The sequence below is a fragment of the Streptomyces sp. NPDC104096 genome (assembly GCF_055584385.1).
Genome location: NZ_JBVJMD010000027.1, coordinates 49496 through 71874, shown reverse-complemented (window position 1 = coordinate 71874; position 22379 = coordinate 49496). Strand labels below are relative to the sequence as shown.

Here is a 22379-nt window from a genome sequence, read left to right as displayed (position 1 = left end):
GAGGCAACCATTACGCGGATTCGCGGAACTTTTCTCCGGACTTCCTTCCGAGCGTGTGAAGCAGATGCACGAGGTTGCCCGGAAAGGGGCGGGTCGGGCGGGAGTGGCGGTGCGGATTGCGCTCGTCTGATAGATGTGGAGGCCCTCATTTGACCTCCGAGCAGATACGGGACGACGGACATGAGCGCCCCAACCCCGGCATCCGGTGACGACAGGCCCCGCGAGGGGTACTACCCGGACCCGTCCATTCCTGGCTATGTCCGGTACTGGAACGGTGCCTCCTGGGTACCGGGCACCAGCCGTCCGGCCCCGTCCGACGGAGCGCCGCTCGTCCCGCTGGCCGCCGCCCCGCAGCCGCCCGCGCCCGCGCCCGCGCCGGTCGAGGAGACCGGCCCGCACTTCTTCGACGAGGACCCGCAGCCGCGTCCGGTCACCCCGGCCGAAGCCCAGCACGGCAGCCGTCCCGAGCCCGCGTCGGCCTGGGGCGCCGACCCTGCCCGGCAGTCCGGCTTCGGCGCGGACAAGGACCGCCGGGTCTCCTGGGGCACCCCGCAGGCCGCCGACCCCCGGGTGACCGCGTCCGGCGGCCGCCCGGCCGGTACGGACGGTACGGCGACGCCTCCCGCGGCCGCGGACCCCGCCGAGCGTGCCGTCGACGACTCGTTCGTCCTGCGTCGGCCGACGGTCGGGCCCGCGGCGACGCCGGGCGCCCCGGCCCCGGGTGAGGCCTCCGGCCCCGTCGGGGACGACGGCACCATGACCTTCCGGCCCGTTCCCCCGCGCACGGCGCAGCAGGACGGTGCGCCGGGGTCGGGTCCGCAGGGTCCCGTCGGGGCTTCCCCGGCCGGCGCCGCCGGCCCACGGCCCGGTTTCGGGGCCGGGAAGGCCGCGGCGGCCCGCGCGGCGGCCGCCCAGACGCCAGGACAGGCACCCGGGCAGGCGCCGGGACGGACCTCGGCGGAGGCTCCCGCGGCCGCCGGCGTCCCCCCGCAGGCCGCACCGCTCGGCACGCCCGCTCCGGCCCCCGCCGCTGCCGCCGCGGGCGGTCTGCCGATGACGCCGATGGGCGGCGGGGCGGGCGGCGGACAGCCCTCCTGGGCGCAGCAGGTGCACCGGTTGGCGGGCGCGCAGGACGGCGGGCCCGTGGCGCCGTGGAAGCCGCCGGTCGAGGACGTGTTCCAGGCGGCCGCCCGGCGTCAGGCGGCGGCCCGGCCCGCGGGGCTCGGCAAGCGGTTCGCCGCCCGGTTCGTCGACACCCTGGTCCTCGCGGCGGTCACCTCCGCCGCCGCCGTCCCGCTCGGCACGAAGGCGATCGACCACGTCGACGAGAAGATCGACGCGGCCAAGCTGTCCGGCCGGACCGTCACGGTCTGGCTGCTCGACGGCACGACGTCGGTGTACCTCGGGATCGTGCTCGCCGTCCTGCTCGGCTTCGGTGTCCTCTACGAGGTGCTGCCCACCGCCCGTTGGGGCCGGACGCTGGGCAAGAAGCTGCTCGGTCTGGAGGTGCGGGACATCGAGGGCCACGAGCCCCCGGCCTTCGGCGCGGCCCTGCGCCGCTGGCTCGTCTACAGCGTTCCCGGGCTGCTCGGCTTCGGCGTCGTGGGCGTCCTGTGGTGCCTGTTCGACCGCCCGTGGCACCAGTGCTGGCACGACAAGGCAGCCCACACCTTCGTGGCGGACTGACCACGAGGGACCGACCGCGAGGGACCGACCGCGGGCTGACCACGACGGGCTGACCGTGACGGCCGGGGCGCGGCCGTGGTCCGTACTCCGGACGGCCGCTCGCCGGATGCGGAACCGGAGGGTTCGGGGTCGACTCGGGCCATGAGCAGCGAACCGCCCCCCGGCTCCGGACCGCAGCCACCGGACGACGACCCGTTCAGAAAGCAGCCCCCGCCCGGGCAGGGCGCGGGCTCGCCGTACGACACACCCCAGGGCGGTCCGCAGACCCCGCCTCCGGGCGGTCAGCCGCCTCCGGGCGGGGGATGGCACCAGGGCGGCGGCCCGTACGACGGCCGTCAGCCGCCTCCGGGCGGTGGCGGCCCTTACGGCGGCCAGCCCCCGCCCCACGGCGGCGGCCCCTACGGCGGGGACCCGTACGGCGGCGGAGGCCCCTACGGCGGCGGCCAGTACCCGGCCGACCCGCTGGCCGGCATGCCCCCGCTCGCGGACAGCGGCAGGCGTACCCTCGCCCGGATCATCGACATGGTCCTCGTCGGCATCGTGGTCTGGCTGGTCACCTGGCCCATCGGGGCCCACGAGTTCGGGATGGACGCCGACAGGATCTCCTACGGCAGGTCCTTCACGCAGTCCCTCGTCGCCGCGGTGCTCTACATCGCCTACGACACCTACCTGATCAGCAGGTCGGGGCAGACCCTCGGCAAGAAGTGGCTCGGCATGCGGGTGGCGGACCTCGACAACGGCGCGACGCCCTCCACGCAGACCTCGCTGGTGCGCGCGGCGGTGCTGTGGATCCCGTTCGCCTTCTGCTGCGCCTGCATCTGGACCGCCGTCGCGGGCGGTTGGAGCTTCTTCGACCGGCCCTACAAGCAGGGTCTGCACGACAAGGCTGCCAAGACGGTGGTGGTCAGCACCGGTTGACGCAGGACGACGAAACGGCGGGCCCGTGGGAACACGGGCCCGCCGACCGCGTTCGGGACCGGCAGTGTTCGGAATCGACGACGTGCCGAACCGGCAGTGTGCCGAGCGCGGTCAGGAAGCCGTCGGCACCCGCTCCTCGACGGTCGCGACGGCCTCGACACCATGGACGCCCTGGGCGGTCTCGACGAGTTCGGGCGAGACCGGGGCCCCGGCGGCCGTGCGCGCCCCGGCCGAAGCGGTGGCGGCGGCGCGTGACCCGGGCAGGGGGACCGTCATCGAGACCAGGAGTCCCAGCGCGAGCGCCGCGAGGGCGATGACCGAGATCCCCACACCCGAACTCGTCTGTGACAGCAGCAGCATGGCGAGCGTCGAGAAGATCACGGTGGACGAACCGTAGGCGAGCTGTGCGGCAGTCGGACGAGGCATGGCAATCGTGTCCTCGGATGAGAAAGGGGGTCAGAGGGGGTAGCGGCCTGGCATTCCGCCGACTTCCTGGCCTTCCGCCAGTCGACTCTAATCGGCTGCATGCCCGAGCGGAACGAACGGTAAGCGTGACCTTACCGACAGCGCTGGTGCACGGGGGGCGCACGGAGTCATGGAGTCCGCCAACTGGACCTCCCTGCGCGCCTGCTGTGTTACAGCCCCATGTCCGTAATGCGAACTCACGCTTCGCATAGTGCAGTTGTCCTGCTCAAGTCAAGGTCTGTCTTTTCTCGTAAACCAGTAGTCAAATGACGTCACTTGACTACACGCGTTTAACCGTGCGCGGACCTTTCATGAACAGGCCCCCCTTCCGCGCGTCCGGTTGCGTCAGGGGAGGACATCAAGTGAGCAGCAGACCCAGGACCTTCAGAGCGGCCGCCACGGTCGTCGCCCTAGCGGCGGCCTCGGTGACGTTCTCGACCTTCGCGGTGGCGCAGGCCGCGGAGAGCACGTCCGCGGGAAGCCCCGTGGTGGACCGGCACGATCCGCAGCCGGTCAAGAGCAAGGAGCACGACTTCGACGGGCCCCTGAGCAAGACTCAGGACGCCCAGCGCAAGGAGGCTCTCCAGCAGGTCATAGCCGGCCAGGCCACGGTCAAGGACCGCAACGGCTCGCAGGTCGTCCAGCTGAAGGGCAAGCAGGGCGGCAGCAAGTACGTCGAGCTCGGCCGCGAGAAGACCGACAAGATCTTCACGATCCTGGTCGAGTTCGGCGACCAGGTCGACAGCCGCTACGGCGGCACCGCGGGCCCGCTGCACAACCAGATCGCCGCGCCGGACCGCGCCCAGGACAACAGCACCGCCTGGCAGGCGGACTACGACCAGGCGCACTTCCAGGACCTGTACTTCGGCACCGGCAAGAACACCGAGTCGCTGAAGAAGTACTACGAGAAGCAGTCCTCGGGCCGCTACTCGGTCGACGGCGAGGTCACCGACTGGGTCAAGGTCCCCTACAACGAGGCCCGTTACGGCTCCAACGACGCCGCCACCGGCGCCTGGTACGCGGTGCAGGACGGCGTCAACGCCTGGGTCGCCGAGCGCGAGGCGGCCGGCGACACCGCCGCCGCGATCAGGACCGAGCTGGCCCAGTACGACCAGTGGGACCGCTACGACTACGACGGCGACGGCAACTTCAACGAGCCCGACGGCTACATCGACCACTTCCAGATCGTGCACGCCGGTGAGGACGAGTCCGCGGGCGGCGGCGCCCAGGGCGAGGACGCGATCTGGGCGCACCGCTGGTACGCCTTCGGCACCGACGCCGGCTCCACCGGCCCGGACACCAACAAGCTCGGCGGCACGCAGATCGGTGACACCGGCATCTGGGTCGGCGACTACACCATCCAGCCGGAGAACGGCGGCCTGGGCGTCTACGCCCACGAGTACGGCCACGACCTCGGTCTGCCCGACGAGTACGACACCGCGGGCGGCGAGAACTCCACCGGCTTCTGGACGCTGATGTCGTCCGGTTCCTGGCTCGGCACCGGCAAGGACGCCATCGGCGACCTGCCCGGCGACATGAACGCCTGGGACAAGCTCCAGCTCGGCTGGCTCGACTACGACCTGGCGAAGGCCGGCAAGCTGTCCGCGCACACGCTGGGCGTCGCGGAGTACAACACCAAGAACCCGCAGGCCCTCGTGGTCAAGCTGCCGAAGAAGACGGTCACCACGGACGTCGTCACCCCGGCCCAGGGCGCCACGCAGTGGTGGAGCGGCAGCGGCAACGACCTGCACAACACCCTGACCCGCTCGGTCGATCTGACCGGCAAGGCGTCCGCGAGCCTCACCCTCGACGGCTGGTGGGACATCGAGCAGGACTACGACTACCTCTACACCGAGGTGTCCACCGACGGCGGCGCCAACTGGACGCCCGTCGACGGAACTCTGGCCGACGGCACCGCCATTCCGCGTGACGGCAGCGGCAAGCCCGCCCTCACCGGCTCGGTGGCCGCGTACCAGAAGCTGACGTTCCCGCTCGACGCCTACGCGGGCAAGAAGGTCGACCTGCGCTTCCGCTACCAGACCGACGGCGGCGCGGCGCTGAAGGGCTTCACGGCCGACGAGATCACCGTGACGGCCGACGGTGCCACGGTGTTCTCCGACAACGCCGAGGCCGCGGACGCTGCTTGGACGGCGGCCGGCTTCACCCGCGTCGGCGCGTCCGTCACGGACGACTACGACCAGTACTACATCGCCGAGAACCGCCAGTACGTGTCGTACGACCAGCAGTTGAAGACCGGTCCGTACAACTTCGGCTTCTCGACGACCCGTCCGGACTGGGTGGAGCACTACGGCTACCAGACCGGTCTGCTGATCTGGAAGTGGGACACCTCCCAGGTCGACGACAACACCAGCGCGCACCCGGGCACGGGTCTGATCCTGCCGATCGACTCCCACCCGACGCCGCTGAAGTGGGCGGACGGCACGCTGATGCGCAACCGCATCCAGGCCTACGACTCCCCGTTCGGCTGGTACCCGACCGACGCCGTCACGCTGCACAAGGCCGACGTCGCCACCAAGATCAAGTCGCAGGCCGGGGTCCCGGTCTTCGACGACGGCAAGTCGACGTACTACGACGCGTCGAACCCGCGGGCCGGCGTCAAGATCACTGACACCAACACCCGGATCACGATCGTCCAGCAGCCGCTGAGCGGCTCGACGATCAAGCTCGTGGTCAGCCCCTCCTTCAAGTAAACGGCGTTTTAGCAGGTCACAGGCATATCGGCGGCAGCCCCTTGGCGGGTTGCCGCCGATCGTGTTTAGGTGCGTGCTGTGGATTTCTTATTGACACCGATACGCACGGGGGTGTGACCGCATGGCTGTGGGAGGTTTCTGCAAGTTGCCGGACGGCATGGTGGTGGTGGCGCTGAACCTGCCCAGCCCCGACGCCGACGGCTCGTGCGGTGTCCGGGTGCTCGTGCACGCCCGCAACCGTGCCCGGGCCCTGACCAGGCTGCGCAACCTCGGTCTGCGCGCCGTCTACCTGCGGGGCAACGCGGCCCCGCCGACCCCGGACGAGATCACCGCGGTCCTGCACCATCCCGACGGCCTGATATGGCGCAAGGCGCCCGACGGCGAGGTCACCCCGCCGGAGCTGTGGCGCCCCATCCGCGCCCTGCTCAGACGCCCGACGGCCCCCGCCTGAGCGGCACGCCGGGCCCCCGGGCGCGGGTCGCCCCACGTCCCGGTCGGCCCGCGCGTCAGACGACCGGCTTGCCGGTCAGCTCCACCCCCGCCGCCCGCAGCTCCTCCAGGGCCCGGCCGGTGCTCTCCTCGGCCACCCCGGCGGTCAGGTCGAGGAGCACATGGGTGCGGAAGCCCTGCCGTACCGCGTCCAGGGCGGTGGCCCGTACGCAGTGGTCGGTGGCGATGCCCACCACGTCCACCTCCTCGATCTCCCGCGCCCTGAGCCAGTCGCCCAGCGTGACCCCGTTCTCGTCGGCGCCCTCGAAGCCGCTGTACGCCGCCGAGTAGGCCCCCTTGTCGAACACGGCGTCGATCGCCCCGGAGGCGACCACGGGCGCGAAGTTCGGGTGGAAGCCCACCCCCTCCGTACCGGCGACGCAGTGCGCGGGCCAGGAGCGGACGAAGTCGGGGTTGTCGGCGAAGTGGCCGCCGGGCGCGATGTGGTGGTCACGGGTGGCCACCACGTGCCGGTAGCCGGCGGGCGCCTGCCCGATCAGCTCGGTGATCGCGGCGGCGACATCGGCACCCCCGGCCACCGCGAGGCTGCCTCCCTCGCAGAAGTCGTTCTGCACATCTACGACGATCAGGGCGCGGCGCATGGCGGGTGTCCTTCGGCAGTGGGATCGCGGTGGGGGAGAGGACGGGAGGAGACGTCGGGGGACGGCGCGGGACGGGGACCGGGCCGCGAAGTTCCGAGCCTAGAGACTTCGCGGGCGGTACGGGAGGGGGTGGCCGGGGGCATGCGTGCGGGTACTCGCTCTAGTTACCCGACCGTCCGTGGACGTACTCCGTAGGAATGACGGGTTCTCCCCGGGACAGCTGGGTGGCCGACAGCGGCAGACCGGCGACGGCCGTCCGGTGCCGGTCGCGTACGACGTCCAGGGGCTCGCGGGCCACGACCGAGCCGCCCTTGACCAGCTCGACCAGCAGCCGCCGGTCGATCAGCTCGGCCGGCACCGCTCCCGTGCCGACCACCTCGGCCTCGGCGACCCCGTACGCGTCCGGCCGCCGCGCGGCCCACTTGCGGCCGCCGACGGAGGTCTTGCCGCCGCCGGACTTCTTCGCCACCGGCAGCAGCGGCGCCTTCGGATCGGTGGAATTGGCCCGGGCGACCAGCTTGTACACCATCGAGCAGGTCGGGTGCCCGGACCCGGTCACCAGCTGCGTACCGACGCCGTACGCGTCCACCGGCGCCGCCGCCAGCGAGGCGATCGCGTACTCGTCCAGGTCCGAGGTCACGATGATCTTCGTGTCGGTGGCGCCCAGCTCGTCGAGCTGCTGGCGCACCCGGTGCGCGACCAGCAGCAGGTCGCCGGAGTCGATGCGCACCGCGCCCAGCTCGGGCCCGGCGATCTCGACCGCCGTACGGACCGCCTCGGCGACGTCGTAGGTGTCCACCAGCAGGGTCGTGCCCCGGCCCAGCGAGGCGACCTGCGCCCGGAACGCGTCCCGCTCCCGGTCGTGCAGCAGGGTGAAGGCGTGCGCGGAGGTGCCGACGGTCGGGATGTTGTAGCGGAAACCGGCCGCCAGGTCGGAGGTGGAGCTGAAACCGCCCACGTACGCGGCGCGCGCCGAGGCGACCGCGGCCAGCTCGTGGGTGCGCCGGGCGCCCATCTCGATCAGCGGCCGCCCGCCGGCGGCGGAGGACATCCGGGAGGCGGCGGCCGCGATCGCCGAGTCGTGGTTGAGGACGGACAGGATCACCGTCTCCAGCAGCACGCACTCCGCGAAGGAGCCCTCGACCCGCATGATCGGTGAGCCCGGGAAGTACACCTCGCCCTCGGGGTAGCCCCACACGTCACCGGAGAACCGGTAGGCGGCGAGCCAGGCCAGGGTCGCCTCGTCGACGACGGAGCGTTCGCGCAGGAAGGCGAGGACGTCCGGGTCGAAGCGGAAGTTCTCGATCGCGTCCAGCACGCGCCCGGTGCCCGCGACGACGCCGTAGCGCCGCCCTTCGGGCAGCCGCCGGGTGAACACCTCGAACACGCTGCGCCGCTCGGCGGTGCCCGCCTCGAGCGCGGCCCGGAGCATGGTCAGTTCGTACTGGTCGGTGAAGAGCGCCGTCGAGGGAACATCCACCGGCAGCCCAAGGTCCGCTACGTCCATGACCCGGATCGTACTCCCATTTCGTCACTCTGACGATTTCAGTTTCGGGGCGCCGCGGGCGACCTGTTTGTGCGACCACCCCCCTCGGGTGGCAGCATGGGCTCTGTGACGTCACCCGCACCCCTGGAGATCGAACGCACCGAGTCGGCGGAGGAGGTCTTCGCCGTACCCGAGCCCGACGTCCCCTGGGTCACGATCGTCCACAACGATCCGGTCAACCTGATGAGCTATGTGACGTACGTCTTCCAGTCGTACTTCGGCTACACCAAGGACAAGGCCACCAAGCTCATGCTCGACGTCCACCACAAGGGCCGGGCGGTCGTCTCCAGCGGCAGTCGCGAGGAGATGGAACGCGACGTGCAGGCCATGCACGGCTACGGTCTGTGGGCCACCCTCCAGCAGGACCGGAAGTAGCGAATCGCCTCCATGCCAGGACACTTCGAACCGCTCCCCGGCGGCGGCGCGGCCGTCGCCCTCGACGACGTCGAGATCTCCATCATCCGCTCGCTGACCGTCCAGCTCCTGGAACTCATCGGTCCCGGCCCGGCCGAGGACGCCTCGGCCGACCCGCTCGCCGAGCTGTTCGCCGAGGGCCCGAGCGAGCCGCCCGCCGACCCGGTCCTCAGGCGGCTCTTCCCCGACGCCTACGGCGACCCGGAGGCCGTCCCGGGGCCCGAGGAGGCGGAGGAGCAGCGGGCGCACTCCGCGGAGTTCCGCCGGTACACCGAGAACGACCTGCGGGCGGGCAAGCGCGAGAACGCGCTGGCGGTGATCCGGACCCTGGACGCGCTCACCTCCGCCGCCGGTGACAGCGACGCGGTGCTCAAGCTGTCGCCCGGCGAGTCCCGGCAGTGGCTGAGCGCCCTCAACGACCTGCGGCTGGCGATCGGCGCCCGGCTGGAGATCACCGACGAGGACGACACCGACCTCCTCTACCGCCTCCCGGACGAGGACCCGCGCAAGCCGATGGTGATGGCCTATCTCTGGCTGGGCGGCCTCCAGGAGACGCTCGTGTCCACCCTCCTGCCCTGACGGGCGCACTTCATGTCCGGACCGGCGCCCCCTGGTCCATCGAGGGGGCGTTCGCTCAGCGGACGCTCAAATCCGAATAACGATCGCGTTACCGCGGCGGCCGACTGTGTCCACTTTGTGCACCCTTTGGCCGCTTCTTCTTGTGTGATACGCCACAAATCGCCTGGGCGATCAAGAGTAAGGCCGTGATAAATCTTCACGACCGCCCGGCGAGGACCACCCATGCCCCCGCCGGGTGCGCCACCGAGCCGACGACCGTCGGCCAGGCACGGAGCGGAATCGGAGAGCCCCGAGCCCGCTCGCTCCATACATCCGGGGGGATCGCAACCCGATCCGAGGCCGACGAAAGGCCCGGTTCGGCATGGAGAAAGGCGCACCACACATGACCTCTGCGCAGGTCGACAAGGACAGCACCCCCGAAGAGGGGTACGAGCGCGGACTCGGCAGCCGCCAGGTCCAGATGATCGCGATCGGCGGAGCCGTCGGCGTCGGGCTCTTCCTCGGAGCCGGGGCGAACATCGCCAAGGCCGGCCCCAGTCTCATCTTCATGTACGCCCTCGCGGGCGTGGTCATCTTCTTCATCATGCGGGCGCTCGGCGAGCTGCTCCTCTACCGTCCCGTCTCCGGTTCGTTCGCGGAGTACTCCCGCGAGTTCCTCGGCCCGTTCTTCGGCTACTTCACCGGCTGGACCTACTGGCTGATGTGGGTCGTCACCGGCATGGCGGAACTCACCGCCGCCGCGATCTACGTCCACTTCTGGTTCCCGGGCATCCCGCAATGGGTGACCGCGCTGGTGTTCCTGATCGTCCTGTTCGTGGCCAACCTGATCTCCGTCAAGCTCTTCGGCGAGATCGAGTTCTGGTTCTCGATGGTCAAGGTCACCGCCCTCATCGGCATGATCGTCATCGGCCTCGGCGTCCTCACCTTCGGCTTCAGCTCCGCCGGTGACACCGCCTCCGTCGCCAACCTCTGGCAGTTCGACGGCTTCTTCCCCAAGGGCATCGGCTCCTCCCTGATGACCCTCCAGGGCGTCATGTTCGCCTACCTCGCCGTCGAGCTCGTCGGCGTCACCGCGGGCGAGTCCGAGAACCCCGAGAAGACCCTCCCCAAGGCGATCAACACCCTGCCCTGGCGCATCGCCCTCTTCTACGTCGGCGCCCTCACCGTCATCCTCTGCGTGGTGAAGTGGACCGAGTTCGCCCCCGGCGTCAGCCCCTTCGTCGAGGCGTTCGCGAAGATCGGCATCCCGGCGGGCGCGGGCATCGTCAACTTCGTCGTCCTGACCGCCGCCCTGTCCTCCTGCAACTCCGGCATGTACTCCACCGGCCGCATGCTGCGCACCCTCGCGGACAACGGCGAGGCCCCCAAGGTCTTCAACCGGCTCTCCGCCACCAAGACCCCCGCCATCGGCATCACCGTCTCCATGCTCTTCATGGGCATCGGCGTCGTCCTCAACTACGTCGTCCCGGAGAAGGCCTTCGGCTACGTCACCTCCGTCGCCACCGCGGCCGGCATCTGGACCTGGCTGATGATCCTGGTCAGCCACGTCCTCTACCGCCGTGCCGTCGACGCCGGCCGCCTGCCCGCCTCCTCCTTCCCGGCACCCGGCGGCGCCAGGTTCAGCTACGTCGCCATCGCGTTCCTGCTCTTCGTCACCGGCCTCATCGCCTTCGACGCCGAATCCCGCGTCTGCCTCTACGTGATGGCCGGCTGGGCCGCCGCCCTCGCCGTCGGCTGGTACGCGCTCAAGGCCCGCAACCCCCAGGTCGCCGAGCGCCGCGAGCCGGAACTCGAGAACGTGGGCTGACCACCCGGAGGACGTCCGGCCGCAGGGAGCACTCGTGGCGCCCCTTGCGGCAGCCGCTCAGGACGTCCGGCATGCGGGCCCCGCCGTACCACTCTTCGGTACGACGGGGCCCGTCTGTCTATCCTGACCGGCATGCTGACCATCACCCAGGCCCTGTACGACCGGATCGTCGACCACGCGCGCCAGGACCACCCCGACGAAGCCTGCGGCGTCGTCGCGGGCCCGGTGGGCGAGGGCCGCCCCGAGCGCTTCATCCCCATGCTGAACGCCGCCCGCTCGCCCACGTTCTACGAGTTCGACTCCCAGGACCTGCTCAAGCTCTACCGCGAGATGGACGACCGCGACGAGGAGCCGGTGATCATCTACCACTCCCACACCGCGACCGAGGCCTACCCCTCCCGCACCGACCTCTCCTACGCCAACGAGCCCGGCGCCCACTACGTCCTCGTCTCCACCGCGGACACCGACGGCGCCGGCGACTTCCAGTTCCGCTCCTTCCGGATCGTCGAAGGCCAGGTGACGGAGGAGGAGGTCAAGGTCGTGGAGGCGTACTGATCTCGCCCCTCGGTCAAAAAGGGTCCGTCATGTGGGACGGCACTCCGGAACCCGGACCGGGAATCGATACGATGAGCCCATGGTTCTGTACGACGTGAGCGAGAAGACGCCGGGCGCACTGCTCGTGGCGCGGCTGCACGTCGACCTGTGCAGGCTCGCCAGCGCCATCTGTTGACGTCGGCCCCTGCCGCCGTACGGCCCGTGAGCCGCGGCGCCCGATCCGCGCCACCACGCCCGGCACCGCCGCGCGCCCACCGAACCCGCCACTCCCGACAGGAGCCCTCAGTCATGGCCATCGAGGTCCGCATCCCCACCATCCTCCGCACCTACACCGACGGCGCGAAGGCGGTCGACGCCAACGGGGAGACCCTCGCCGAGCTGTTCGCCGACCTCGACACCCGCCATGCGGGCATCCAGGCCCGCATCGTGGACGGCGGCGAACTGCGCCGCTTCGTCAACGTCTACCTCAACGACGAGGACGTCCGCTTCCTCGACGGCATCAACACCAAGCTGGCCGACGGCGACAACGTCACGATCCTGCCGGCCGTCGCCGGCGGCATGGCCTGATCGGTCCCTGAGCACCCATGCGCTACGACTCCCCGCTGGCCGCGGTGGGCAACACCCCTCTGGTGCGCCTGCCGCGGCTGTCGCCGTCCTCCGACGTCCGCATCTGGGCCAAGCTGGAGGACCGCAACCCCACCGGCTCCGTCAAGGACCGCCCCGCCCTGCACATGATCGAGCAGGCCGAGAAGGACGGCCGGCTCACCCCCGGCTGCACGATCCTCGAACCCACCTCCGGCAACACCGGCATCTCCCTGGCCATGGCGGCCAAGCTCAAGGGCTACCGCATGGTCTGCGTCATGCCCGAGAACACCTCCCAGGAGCGCCGGGACCTGCTCGGCATGTGGGGCGCCGAGATCATCCCCTCCCCGGCCGCGGGCGGCTCCAACACCGCCGTGCGCGTCGCCAAGGGACTCGCCGCCGAGCACCCCGACTGGGTGATGCTCTACCAGTACGGCAACCCCGACAACGCCGGTGCCCACTACGCCACCACCGGCCCCGAGATCCTCGCCGACCTGCCCTCCGTCACCCACTTCGTGGCCGGCCTCGGCACCACGGGCACCCTCATGGGCGTGGGCCGGTTCCTGCGCGAGCACAAGCCGGACGTCAAGATCGTCGCCGCCGAGCCGCGCTACGACGACCTCGTCTACGGCCTGCGCAACCTCGACGAGGGCTTCGTCCCCGAGCTCTACGACGCCTCCGTGCTGACCACCCGCTTCTCCGTCGGCTCCGCGGACGCCGTCACCCGCACCCGCGAGCTCCTCCAGCAGGAGGGCATCTTCGCGGGCGTCTCCACCGGCGCCGCCCTGCACGCCGCGATCGGCGTGGGCAACAAGGCGGTCAAGGCCGGCGAGAGCGCCGACATCGTCTTCGTCGTCGCCGACGGCGGCTGGAAGTACCTCTCGACGGGCGTCTACACGGCCGCCACGACGGAGGAGGCCATCGAGACGCTCCAGGGTCAGCTCTGGGCATAGGACTCATCAAGCAGCCGCCAGCCCCCTCTCATGAGGGGGCTAAACGCTTTCTACGGAGCGGCAAAGATCTTTCGCAGGTACTGCCGGTGTCCTCGGGCCGGGACTACGTTCCTCGGCGCACTCCCTTGAGTGTCATGCTCATGGCTGCGCGGTCGCCGCCGCTACGCGCGTCACGGGCCTGCCCTGGAACCCCACTGACGGAGGCAGCACCCCATGCGTGAGTCACGCCCGAGCAAGCGCCGGCGGAGTCTGCGAAGACTCCTGGCCGTCGCGGTTCCCGCCCTCGCCCTCACCGTCGCCGGACTCGTCGCGGCACCGACGGCCGGGGCGCGGACCCTCACCCCCGCCACCCACACCAGCCGGTCCACCCAGAACGCGAAGGCCCTGACCGACCCGAAGCGCCAGACCTTCCACGCCACCGGCGAGGCCGGCCAGAAGGTGCCGACCGAGCACCTCTGCGCCACCGCCGAACCCGGCCACGCGTCCTGCTTCGCCCAGCGGCGCACCGACATCGAGCAGCGACTGTCCGCGGCCCTCGCCGCCGCGGCGCCCTCCGGCCTCAGCCCGGCCAACCTGCACAGCGCCTACAACCTGCCCTCGACCGGCGGCTCCGGACTGACCGTCGCCGTCGTCGACGCCTACAACGACCCCAACGCCGAGTCGGACCTCGCCACTTACCGCTCGACGTACGGTCTCTCGGCCTGCACCAAGGCCAACGGCTGCTTCAAACAGGTCAGTCAGACCGGCTCCACCACCTCGCTGCCGAGCAACGACACCGGCTGGGCCGGTGAAGAGGCCCTCGACATCGACATGGTCAGCGCGGTCTGCCCGAACTGCGACATCATCCTGGTCGAGGCCAGTTCGGCGACCGACTCCGACCTCGGCACCGCCGAGAACGAGGCCGTCGCCCTCGGCGCCAAGTTCGTCTCCAACAGCTGGGGCGGCGACGAGTCCTCCTCCCAGACCGGCGAGGACACCTCCTACTTCAAGCACCCGGGCGTCGCCATCACCGTCTCCGCGGGCGACTCCGGCTACGGCGCCGAATACCCGGCGACCTCCCAGTACGTGACCGCCGTCGGCGGCACCGCACTGTCCACCTCCTCCAGCACCCGCGGCTGGACCGAGACCGTGTGGAAGACCTCCAGCAGCGAGGGCACCGGCTCCGGCTGCTCCTCCTACGACGCCAAGCCGAGCTGGCAGACCGACACCGGCTGCACCAAGCGCATGGAGTCCGACGTCTCCGCGGTCGCCGACCCGGCCACCGGCGTGGCGGTCTACGACACCTACGGCGGCTCCGGCTGGGCGGTCTACGGCGGCACCAGCGCCTCCGCACCGATCATCGCCGGCGTCTACGCCCTCGCGGGCACCCCGGGCTCGAGCGACTACCCGGCGAAGTACCCCTACTCCCACACCTCCAACCTGTACGACGTCACCAGCGGCAACAACGGCTCCTGCTCGACCTCGTACTTCTGCACCGCGGCCACCGGCTACGACGGCCCGACCGGCTGGGGCACCCCCAACGGCACCACCGCCTTCGCCTCCGGCACCAGCACCGGCAACACGGTGACCGTCACCAACCCGGGCAGCCAGTCGACCGCCACCGGCGGCTCGGTCAGCCTCCGGATATCCGCGAGCGACAGCGCGGGCGCGACCCTCACCTACAGCGCGACCGGCCTGCCCACCGGCCTGTCCATCGGCGGCTCGACCGGCCTGATCTCCGGCACGGCGTCCACCGCGGGCACCTACAGCACCACCGTCACCGCGACCGACTCCACCGGCGCCACCGGCTCGGCCTCCTTCACCTGGACCGTCAGCACCTCCGGCGGCGGCACCTGCACCTCCGCCCAGCTGCTCGGCAACCCGGGCTTCGAGTCCGGCAACACCACCTGGACCGCGACCAGCGGCGTCATCACCAACGACACCGACGAGGCCGCGCACGCCGGTTCGTACAAGGCCTGGCTGGACGGCTACGGCTCCACCCACACCGACACCCTGTCCCAGTCGGTGACCGTCCCCTCCGGCTGCAGGGCCAGCCTCACCTTCTACCTGCACGTCGACACCGCCGAGACCAGCACCAGCACCCAGTACGACAAGCTGACGGTCACCGCCGGTTCGACCACCCTGGCGACGTACTCCAACCTCAACGCCGCCACCGGCTACACCCAGAAGACCTTCGACCTGTCCTCGTACGCGGGCTCGACGGTCACGATCAAGTTCAGCGGGGTGGAGGACTCCTCCCTCCAGACCAGCTTCGTCGTGGACGACACCGCCGTCACGACGAGCTGACCCGCCCGTACCGCCGAGCGGGGGCCCCGGCCGTGCGAAACGGCCGGGGCCCTTCCGGGATCCGGATGCGCGGGTGGAACGTCACATCTGCACCAGGCACCGGTTCCGGCGGAAAGGCGGTCACCCCCATGCGCCGTACGACGCTCCACCGCACCACGGTCACCACGGTCGCCACGGCGACGCTCCTCCTCGCGGGCTGCGGCGCGCAGCACGGGGACACGGGCGGCGACGGCGCGGGGTCCCCGTCCCCGACCTCCACCGCGCGTACTCCTTCGAGCACGTTTCCGAGCACACCGTCGAGCGCGTCGGCGTCCGGGACACCTTCCGCGACCTCCGGCTCACCGGCCTGCACCTCCCACGTGGAGCTCACCGCCGCCGACAACGGCCGCGCCGTCTGCCTGACGGCGGGCGGCCAGATCCGCCTCACCCTGGACGGAACCAGAGAACGGCCCTGGAGCCCGGTCACGGCGAGCGGCGGCGCGCTGAAGGCCGCGAACCCGGGCATCGTCATCCTGCCGGGCGACGCCGTCGCCGCCTACGACGCGGTGGCCGCCGGAGACGCGAAGCTCGGCTCCTCCCGACCGGTGTGCCCCCAGCACGGCAGCCCCGGCCAGATGTCCTGCAAGAGCGTCGAGGAATGGACCGTCACCGTGACGGTGCGCTGAACTCGCGGGACCGCGCGCGTTCCTCAGCCGGCCAGGTGCCGCACCTGGTCCCACAGGACCGGGTCCACCACACCCACCCGCCGCCGGAAGTCCATCAGCGGCACCTGCCGCAACTCGTCCGTCTCCAGGAAACTCGTCCGCCCCTGCGCGTCCCCGACCGCACCCGGCGGCAGCGGGATCACCCCGGCCCGCTCGTCGTGATACCTGCTGGTGATCTTCGCGACCGTCGCCCGCCGCCCGTGCACCGACAGCACCAGACAGGGCCGGTCCTTGCCCCCGGGCCGGTCCTCGTACGGCACGCTCGCCCACCAGATCTCCGCCGGCCGCGGCCGCCCCGCACCGCTCCTGCGCCCCGGCCGTCCCGGTGGACGGCTGCGGCGCCCGGCCGGCCGGCCGCTCCGACCCCAGCCGTCCACCAGCACGGCGACCAGCGCGAGCAGCACCACCGCCGCCAGCGCCAGCCACCATGACGTGTCCATACGACGACGTTACCGGCGCGCAATCCCCGCCGCGCGCCTTACCCCCACGCCCCCGGGCTCCGCTTCCAGCCGATCCGGTGACACCACGGGTGAGTTCGCCCACAACGGCCCCAGGCGGAGGAGCGACCGACGGTTTTGCGCCTTACGCTCAACGGACCGCACGACCCCCGTCACCCCTTTTCCCAGCATTCCCGCCAGCGGAGGTTTCTGCTTTATGAAGCTCACCGTCGTCGGCTGCTCGGGGTCGTTCCCGTCCGCGGAATCGGCCTGCTCGAGCTACCTCGTCGAGGCCGACGGCTTCCGGTTGCTTCTCGACATGGGCAACGGTGCCCTCGGAGAGTTGCAGCGCCACTGCGGTCTCTACGACCTCGACGCGATCTTCCTGAGTCATCTGCACGCCGACCACTGCATCGACATGTGCGCCTATTTCGTCGCGCGCTACTACCGCCACGACGGCGGCCGGTGCGCCCCGATCCCGGTCTACGGGCCGGAGGGCGCCGAGCACCGCCTCACCACGGCCTACGGTGACACCCCCACCGCCTCGTCGATGAGCGAGGTCTTCGACTTCCACACGGTCAAGCCGTCCACGTTCGAGATCGGCCCGTTCACCGTGCACACCGAGCGGGTGGCCCACCCGGTGGAGGCGTACGCCATCCGCATCGAGCACGGCGGCCGTTCGCTGACGTACTCCGGCGACACGGGAGTCACCGACGTGCTGACGGAACTGGCCCGGGACACCGACCTGTTCCTGTGCGAGGCCGCCTTCACCCACGGCCGGGAGGACATCCCCGACGTGCACCTCAACGGCCGCGAGGCGGGCGAGACGGCGGCCCGCGCGGGCGCCCGCCGCCTGGTGCTGACCCATGTGCCGCCGTGGACGGACCCCGCGATCAACCTGGCGCACGCGCGAGCGGTGTACGACGGACCGCTGGAACTGGCGGCGCCGCGGATGTCGTACGACGTCTAGGACCCGCGGGCGGCGCCACGGCGTGACGAACCGCCGGGCAGGTCCCCCGACATGACGAAGGCCCCCGGAGCCAGGAGCTCCGGGGGCCTTCTGCCGTTCGGACGTTCAGGTCAGAGGCGACTCACGCCTTCGTGAGGTCCTCGACCTCCTCCTCGGGCTCGCGGCCCGGGGTGGGGAGGTTCCACTTGGTGATGGCGAAGCGGAAGACCGCGTAGTAGATCGCCGCGAAGACCAGACCGATCGGGATGATCATCCAGGGCTTGGTGGCGAGGTTCCAGTTCAAGAAGTAGTCGATCGCACCGGCCGAGAAGCTGAAGCCGTGGTGCACGCCGAGGGCCCAGGTGACCGCCATCGACAGGGCGGTCAGGACCGCGTGGATCACGTACAGGACCGGCGCGATGAACATGAACGCGAACTCGATCGGCTCGGTGATGCCCGTGACGAACGAGGTGAGCGCGAGCGACATCATCATGCCGCCGACGACCTTGCGGCGCTCGGGGCGGGCGGTGTGCGTGATCGCCAGGGCGGCGGCCGGCAGCGCGAACATCATGATGGGGAAGAAGCCGGTCATGAACTGACCTGCGGTCGGGTCACCGTGGAAGAAGCGCGGCAGGTCGCCGTGCCACAGGGCGCCCGAGGCGTCCTTGTACGAGCCGATCTCCTGCCAGGCCACCGTGTTGACGAACTGGTGCATGCCGACCGGGAGCAGCGCGCGGTTGATCGCACCGAAGATGCCCGCGCCGACAGCGCCGAGACCGGTCATCCACTCACCGAAGTTGGTGATGACGTCGCCGATGGGCTCCCAGACCAGGCCGAAGAAGACGCCGATGGCGGTGCCGATGAAGGCCATCAGGATCGGGACCAGGCGACGGCCGTTGAAGAAGCCGAGCCAGTCGGGCAGCTTGGTGCGGTGGAACCGCTGCCAGGTGACGGCGGCTATCAGGCCCATGACGATGCCGCCGAGGACCTTCGGGTCGTTGTACGTCGCGGCGATGTCCGCGCCCTTGGTGACCTGGGCCTCGGTGATGGGGAACGCGGTCAGCACGTTCTTGTAGACCAGGAAGCCGACCAGCGCGGCCAGGGCCGTGGAGCCGTCGGCCTTCTTGGCGAAGCCGATGGCGATGCCGACGCAGAACAGCAGCGGCAGATTGCTGAACACCGCGTCACCGGCGGTGGCGAAGACGGAAGCGACCTTGTTCCAGCCGAGGCCGTCGGCGCCGAACACATCGGGCTGGCCGAGTCGCAGCAGGATGCCCGCCGCCGGAAGGACGGCGATCGGCAGCTGCAAGCTGCGACCGACCTTCTGCAAGCCTTGGAACAGGCCGGATCCCCGCTTCTTTGCGGGAGCCGCCGTTGCGGTGGCGGTGCTCATAGCGTTCCTCCATCAAGGGGATGGTCTACACCACTCAGTGGTGTAGACCAGTTATAGCCGATTAGGAACCTTCTAAGGAACCCGTGAAATCAGCTACCGGATCACTACGCGTGGTGCTCGCCGAGAGGGACGATCCAGTGCAGTCCGGACAAAAGTAAGGCCCCCGGACCGTCGGTCCGAGGGCTTTGTGACAAAAGCGACGCTCTACACCTTTGTGATGTCTTCCACTTCATCAGCCCGTTCCCGCCCAGGTGTCCGCAAATCGAACCTCGTGATGGCGAATCGGAAGACCGCGTAGTAGACGGCGGCGAAGCCCAGACCGATGGGCACGATCAGCCAAGGCCTGGTCGCCAGGTTCCAGTTGATGACGTAGTCGATCAGTCCCGCGGAGAAGCTGAACCCGTCGTGCACCCCCAGCCCCCATGTCGCCGCCATCGACACACCCGTCAACAGCGCGTGGAACACGTACAGCAGCGGCGCCACGAACATGAACGAGTACTCCAGCGGCTCCGTGATCCCGGTGACGAACGACGTCAGCGCCACCGACAGCATCAGGCCCCCGACCTCCTTGCGCCGGTCCGGCCGCGCGCAGTGCGTGATCGCCAGCGCCGCCCCCGGCAGCGCGAACATCATGATCGGGAAGAAGCCCGAGGTGAACTGGCCCGCGGTCGGGTCGCCCGCCAGGAACATGTTGATGTCACCGTGCACCACCGTGCCGTCCGGCTTGGTGAAGCTGCCGAACTGGAACCAGATGGGCACGTTCAGGAACTGGTGCAGACCGATCACCAGCAACGCGCGGTTCGCCACCCCGAAGATGCCGGCGCCGTAAGAGCCCAGACCGTCCAGCCAGTCGGAGAAACCCTCCAGGGCGTCACCCACGGGCGGCCACACCCACAGGCACAGCGCCGCGAACGCGATCGCGACGAACGACATGACGATCGGCACCAGTCGGCGGCCGTTGAAGAAGCCCAGCCAGTCCACCAGCCTCGTACGGTGGTAGCGCGCCCAGAAGAACGCCGACAGCAGCCCCATTACGATGCCGCCGAACACCCCCGGATTCTGGTACGCGAACACCGTCACCGAACCGTCCGTCAACCGGCAGCCCGTGGCGACCGGTTCGGACCCCGCCGCGCAGTCCTCCGGGAACTGGCGCAGCACGTTGAAGTAGACGAGGAATCCCGCGACCGCCGCGAGCGCGGTCGACCCGTCCGACTTCTTCGCCATCCCGATGGCCACACCCACGCAGAACAGCATCGGCAGCCCGAAGGCGCTGTCGAGCAGCGCGCCACCCGCCCCCACCATCACCTTCGAGACGTCCGTCCAGCCCAGCCCCTGGTCCCCGAACACGTCGGGCTGTCCCAGCCGGGTGAGGATGCCCGCCGCCGGAAGCACCGCGATCGGCAGCTGGAGACTGCGTCCCATCTTCTGCAAACCCTGGAACAGGCCGTTCCAGCGCTGACGGGCGGGGCTGATCGTGGCGTCTGCGCTCATCGGGCTCCTCGCGGTGGGGGCCTGGTTTGGCGGGCGTCCATCTGGTGGTGTAGACCAGTTCGCGGACGGTTCCGTTGTCGTGAACACCAGCATTCGGCACCCACGACACGGCCGCTCGCAAAGTTGGGCCAACTGTGGGTTACTGCGACAAAGCGGTTCGTAACAGGGAGAAGGAACATGGCCACCAAGGCTGAGAAGATCGTTGCCGGGCTCGGCGGCATCGAGAACATCGAAGAGGTCGAAGGCTGCATCACCCGGCTCCGCACCGAGGTCGCAGACGCCAGCCTCGTCGACGACGCCGCGCTCAAGGCCGCCGGCGCCCACGGCGTCGTGAAGATGGGCACCGCCATCCAGGTCGTCATCGGCACCGACGCCGACCCCATCGCCGCGGAGATCGAAGACATGATGTGAGGCATCCGCCTCCCTCGGACGGGGCCCCTTCCCGGTAAGGGAGGGGGCCCCTCCCGTTGTGCGACTAGGCTCGGCGCCATGTCTCGAATCGACGGCCGCACCCCCGAACAGCTCCGCCCCGTCACCATCGAACGCGGCTGGAGCAAGCACGCAGAAGGCTCCGTCCTCGTCTCCTTCGGTGACACCAAGGTCTTCTGCACCGCCTCCGTCACCGAAGGCGTGCCCCGCTGGCGCAAGGGCAGCGGCGAAGGCTGGGTCACCGCCGAATACTCCATGCTCCCCCGCGCCACCAACACCCGCGGCGACCGCGAGTCCGTCCGCGGCAAGATCGGCGGCCGCACCCACGAGATCAGCCGCCTCATCGGCCGCTCCCTGCGCGCGGTCATCGACTACAAGGCCCTCGGCGAGAACACCGTCGTCCTCGACTGCGACGTCCTCCAGGCCGACGGCGGCACCCGCACCGCCGCCATCACCGGCGCCTACGTCGCCCTCGCCGACGCCATCACCTGGGCCCAGGGCCGCAAGCTCGTCAAGGCCGGCCGCCAGCCCCTCACCGGCACCGTCTCCGCCGTCTCCGTCGGCATCGTCGCCGGAGTGCCCCTGCTCGACCTCTGCTACGAGGAAGACGTCCGCGCCGAGACCGACATGAACGTCGTCTGCACCGGCGACGGCCGCTTCGTCGAGGTCCAGGGCACCGCCGAGGCGCAGCCCTTCGACCGCGCCGAACTCGACTCCCTCCTCGACCTCGCCGTCTCCGGCTGCATCGACCTCGCCGCCGCACAGCGCACGGCACTCGAGGCCGTCCTCGAAAAGTAAAAGACGCACCAAGCGGAACGGCTCGGCCGGGCAACCGCCCCCTCACCCGCCGCGTCTACGAGTACGGGCGCACGGCACACCACCGTGCGCCCCCAGCGGCACCACAACGGGAACGGGGCCCACGGGCCCGACAACGGGGAGGGAACCACCCATGGGCGCGAACAGACGCCGAGGCCACCGCACCACCATCGCCACCGCCCTGGCGGCCGTCGCGCTCACCACCGGCCTCACCACCGGCTGCGACGCCGTCGGCACCGCCCTCGACTGCGTCCAGACCGCCGACACCATCGCCGACAGCGTCACCGACCTCCAGCAGGCCGTCGAGAACACCGCCGACGACCCCACCCGCACCAGCCAGTCCATCGCCTCCATCGAGAGCAACCTCGACCGGATCGGCGACAGGACCGACAACGCCGACGTCAACAAGGCGGTCGACGACCTCCGCAAGGCCGTCGCCAACGTCCGCACCGCCGTCGACAACGGCGACAACACCCCCGACCTCAGCCCCGTCACCGACGCCGCCGGCGAACTCACCAAGGTCTGCACACCGTAGGGACCGCCGGCCGGGGCCCGGGATACTGGTCG

General features: G+C 70.3%; 23 protein-coding genes. 17 read left to right on the top strand and 6 right to left on the bottom strand.

The genetic code is table 11. From position 1 onward, the window contains the following. Nucleotides 1–180 precede the first annotated feature (180 nt). Nucleotides 181–1686, top strand: coding sequence for an RDD family protein (locus tag ACZ60B_RS25490; protein WP_469390701.1), 1506 nt, complete (start codon nt 181–183; stop codon nt 1684–1686). 141 nt (nt 1687–1827) lie between these two features. Continuing rightward, entirely contained in the window at nt 1828–2604 is a 777-nt protein-coding gene (locus ACZ60B_RS25485; RefSeq protein WP_469390699.1) for an RDD family protein, read from the top strand. A gap of 111 nt (nt 2605–2715) precedes the next feature. Here the strand turns inward: ACZ60B_RS25485 and ACZ60B_RS25480 are convergent, their stop codons facing one another. Beyond that, a complete protein-coding gene (locus ACZ60B_RS25480) occupies nt 2716–3030 on the bottom strand; it encodes a hypothetical protein (RefSeq protein WP_469390697.1) in 315 nt (104 codons plus the stop codon). Nucleotides 3031–3431: 401 nt separating this feature from the next. On the opposite strand from ACZ60B_RS25480, the gene ACZ60B_RS25475 reads away from it, so the two are divergent. After that, nucleotides 3432–5780 (top strand): immune inhibitor A domain-containing protein, encoded by a 2349-nt coding sequence (locus ACZ60B_RS25475; RefSeq protein WP_469390695.1) that lies wholly within the window; start codon nt 3432–3434, stop codon nt 5778–5780. A gap of 121 nt (nt 5781–5901) precedes the next feature. After that, nucleotides 5902–6231 carry a hypothetical protein gene (locus ACZ60B_RS25470; protein ID WP_469390693.1) on the top strand — a complete coding sequence of 110 codons (330 nt, stop codon included), beginning with the start codon at nt 5902–5904 and terminating at the stop codon, nt 6229–6231. Nucleotides 6232–6286: 55 nt separating this feature from the next. Here the strand turns inward: ACZ60B_RS25470 and ACZ60B_RS25465 are convergent, their stop codons facing one another. Next, nucleotides 6287–6871, bottom strand: a complete 585-nt coding sequence (locus tag ACZ60B_RS25465) for an isochorismatase family protein (protein WP_450660550.1) — start codon at nt 6869–6871, stop codon at nt 6287–6289. A gap of 160 nt (nt 6872–7031) precedes the next feature. After that, nucleotides 7032–8378: a nicotinate phosphoribosyltransferase gene (locus ACZ60B_RS25460; RefSeq protein ID WP_469390690.1), complete on the bottom strand. Its 1347-nt coding sequence runs from the start codon at nt 8376–8378 to the stop codon at nt 7032–7034. 96 nt (nt 8379–8474) lie between these two features. Here ACZ60B_RS25460 and clpS point away from each other — a divergent pair, with 96 nt between their 5' ends. From clpS to ACZ60B_RS25415, 9 genes are all read left to right on the top strand, one after another. Continuing rightward, nucleotides 8475–8792: an ATP-dependent Clp protease adapter ClpS gene (gene clpS, locus ACZ60B_RS25455; RefSeq protein WP_152892859.1), complete on the top strand. Its 318-nt coding sequence runs from the start codon at nt 8475–8477 to the stop codon at nt 8790–8792. A 12-nt stretch (nt 8793–8804) separates the two neighbouring features. Continuing rightward, nucleotides 8805–9410 (top strand): DUF2017 domain-containing protein, encoded by a 606-nt coding sequence (locus ACZ60B_RS25450; RefSeq protein WP_469390687.1) that lies wholly within the window; start codon nt 8805–8807, stop codon nt 9408–9410. A 382-nt stretch (nt 9411–9792) separates the two neighbouring features. After that, entirely contained in the window at nt 9793–11217 is a 1425-nt protein-coding gene (locus tag ACZ60B_RS25445) for an amino acid permease (protein WP_469390685.1), read from the top strand. Between the two features lie 132 nt (nt 11218–11349). Continuing rightward, the gene (locus tag ACZ60B_RS25440; protein WP_152892856.1) at nt 11350–11772 is read left to right on the top strand and encodes a M67 family metallopeptidase; all 423 of its coding nucleotides are present in this window, start codon (nt 11350–11352) and stop codon (nt 11770–11772) included. A 79-nt stretch (nt 11773–11851) separates the two neighbouring features. After that, nucleotides 11852–11947, top strand: coding sequence for a winged helix-turn-helix domain-containing protein (locus ACZ60B_RS25435; RefSeq protein ID WP_238427166.1), 96 nt, complete (start codon nt 11852–11854; stop codon nt 11945–11947). 113 nt (nt 11948–12060) lie between these two features. After that, complete coding sequence (locus ACZ60B_RS25430) at nt 12061–12339, top strand: MoaD/ThiS family protein (protein ID WP_450660556.1); 279 nt, start codon at nt 12061–12063, stop codon at nt 12337–12339. A 17-nt stretch (nt 12340–12356) separates the two neighbouring features. Continuing rightward, the gene (locus ACZ60B_RS25425; protein WP_469390682.1) at nt 12357–13307 is read left to right on the top strand and encodes a PLP-dependent cysteine synthase family protein; all 951 of its coding nucleotides are present in this window, start codon (nt 12357–12359) and stop codon (nt 13305–13307) included. 213 nt (nt 13308–13520) lie between these two features. Further along, a complete protein-coding gene (locus ACZ60B_RS25420) occupies nt 13521–15593 on the top strand; it encodes a putative Ig domain-containing protein (protein WP_469390680.1) in 2073 nt (690 codons plus the stop codon). Nucleotides 15594–15721: 128 nt separating this feature from the next. Next, nucleotides 15722–16258 (top strand): hypothetical protein, encoded by a 537-nt coding sequence (locus ACZ60B_RS25415; protein ID WP_469390678.1) that lies wholly within the window; start codon nt 15722–15724, stop codon nt 16256–16258. 23 nt (nt 16259–16281) lie between these two features. Here ACZ60B_RS25415 and ACZ60B_RS25410 read toward each other — a convergent pair whose 3' ends face one another. After that, entirely contained in the window at nt 16282–16737 is a 456-nt protein-coding gene (locus ACZ60B_RS25410) for a type II toxin-antitoxin system PemK/MazF family toxin (RefSeq protein WP_469390676.1), read from the bottom strand. A 214-nt stretch (nt 16738–16951) separates the two neighbouring features. Between ACZ60B_RS25410 and ACZ60B_RS25405 the strand changes: the two genes are divergently transcribed. Further along, a complete protein-coding gene (locus ACZ60B_RS25405; RefSeq protein ID WP_469390674.1) occupies nt 16952–17704 on the top strand; it encodes an MBL fold metallo-hydrolase in 753 nt (250 codons plus the stop codon). A gap of 121 nt (nt 17705–17825) precedes the next feature. Here ACZ60B_RS25405 and ACZ60B_RS25400 read toward each other — a convergent pair whose 3' ends face one another. Together ACZ60B_RS25400 and ACZ60B_RS25395 are read right to left on the bottom strand one after the other, a co-directional pair. Further along, entirely contained in the window at nt 17826–19076 is a 1251-nt protein-coding gene (locus tag ACZ60B_RS25400) for a PTS transporter subunit EIIC (RefSeq protein ID WP_469390672.1), read from the bottom strand. Nucleotides 19077–19280: 204 nt separating this feature from the next. Beyond that, nucleotides 19281–20567: a PTS transporter subunit EIIC gene (locus tag ACZ60B_RS25395; RefSeq protein WP_469390670.1), complete on the bottom strand. Its 1287-nt coding sequence runs from the start codon at nt 20565–20567 to the stop codon at nt 19281–19283. A 177-nt stretch (nt 20568–20744) separates the two neighbouring features. Between ACZ60B_RS25395 and ACZ60B_RS25390 the strand changes: the two genes are divergently transcribed. From ACZ60B_RS25390 to ACZ60B_RS25380, 3 genes are all read left to right on the top strand, one after another. Beyond that, entirely contained in the window at nt 20745–20978 is a 234-nt protein-coding gene (locus ACZ60B_RS25390) for a PTS sugar transporter subunit IIB (protein WP_152892847.1), read from the top strand. Nucleotides 20979–21056: 78 nt separating this feature from the next. Then, nucleotides 21057–21794, top strand: a complete 738-nt coding sequence (rph, locus tag ACZ60B_RS25385; RefSeq protein WP_469390668.1) for a ribonuclease PH — start codon at nt 21057–21059, stop codon at nt 21792–21794. A gap of 151 nt (nt 21795–21945) precedes the next feature. After that, on the top strand, nt 21946–22347 hold the full coding sequence (locus ACZ60B_RS25380; RefSeq protein WP_469390666.1) for a hypothetical protein: 402 nt from the start codon (nt 21946–21948) through the stop codon (nt 22345–22347). Nucleotides 22348–22379: the final 32 nt, after the last annotated feature.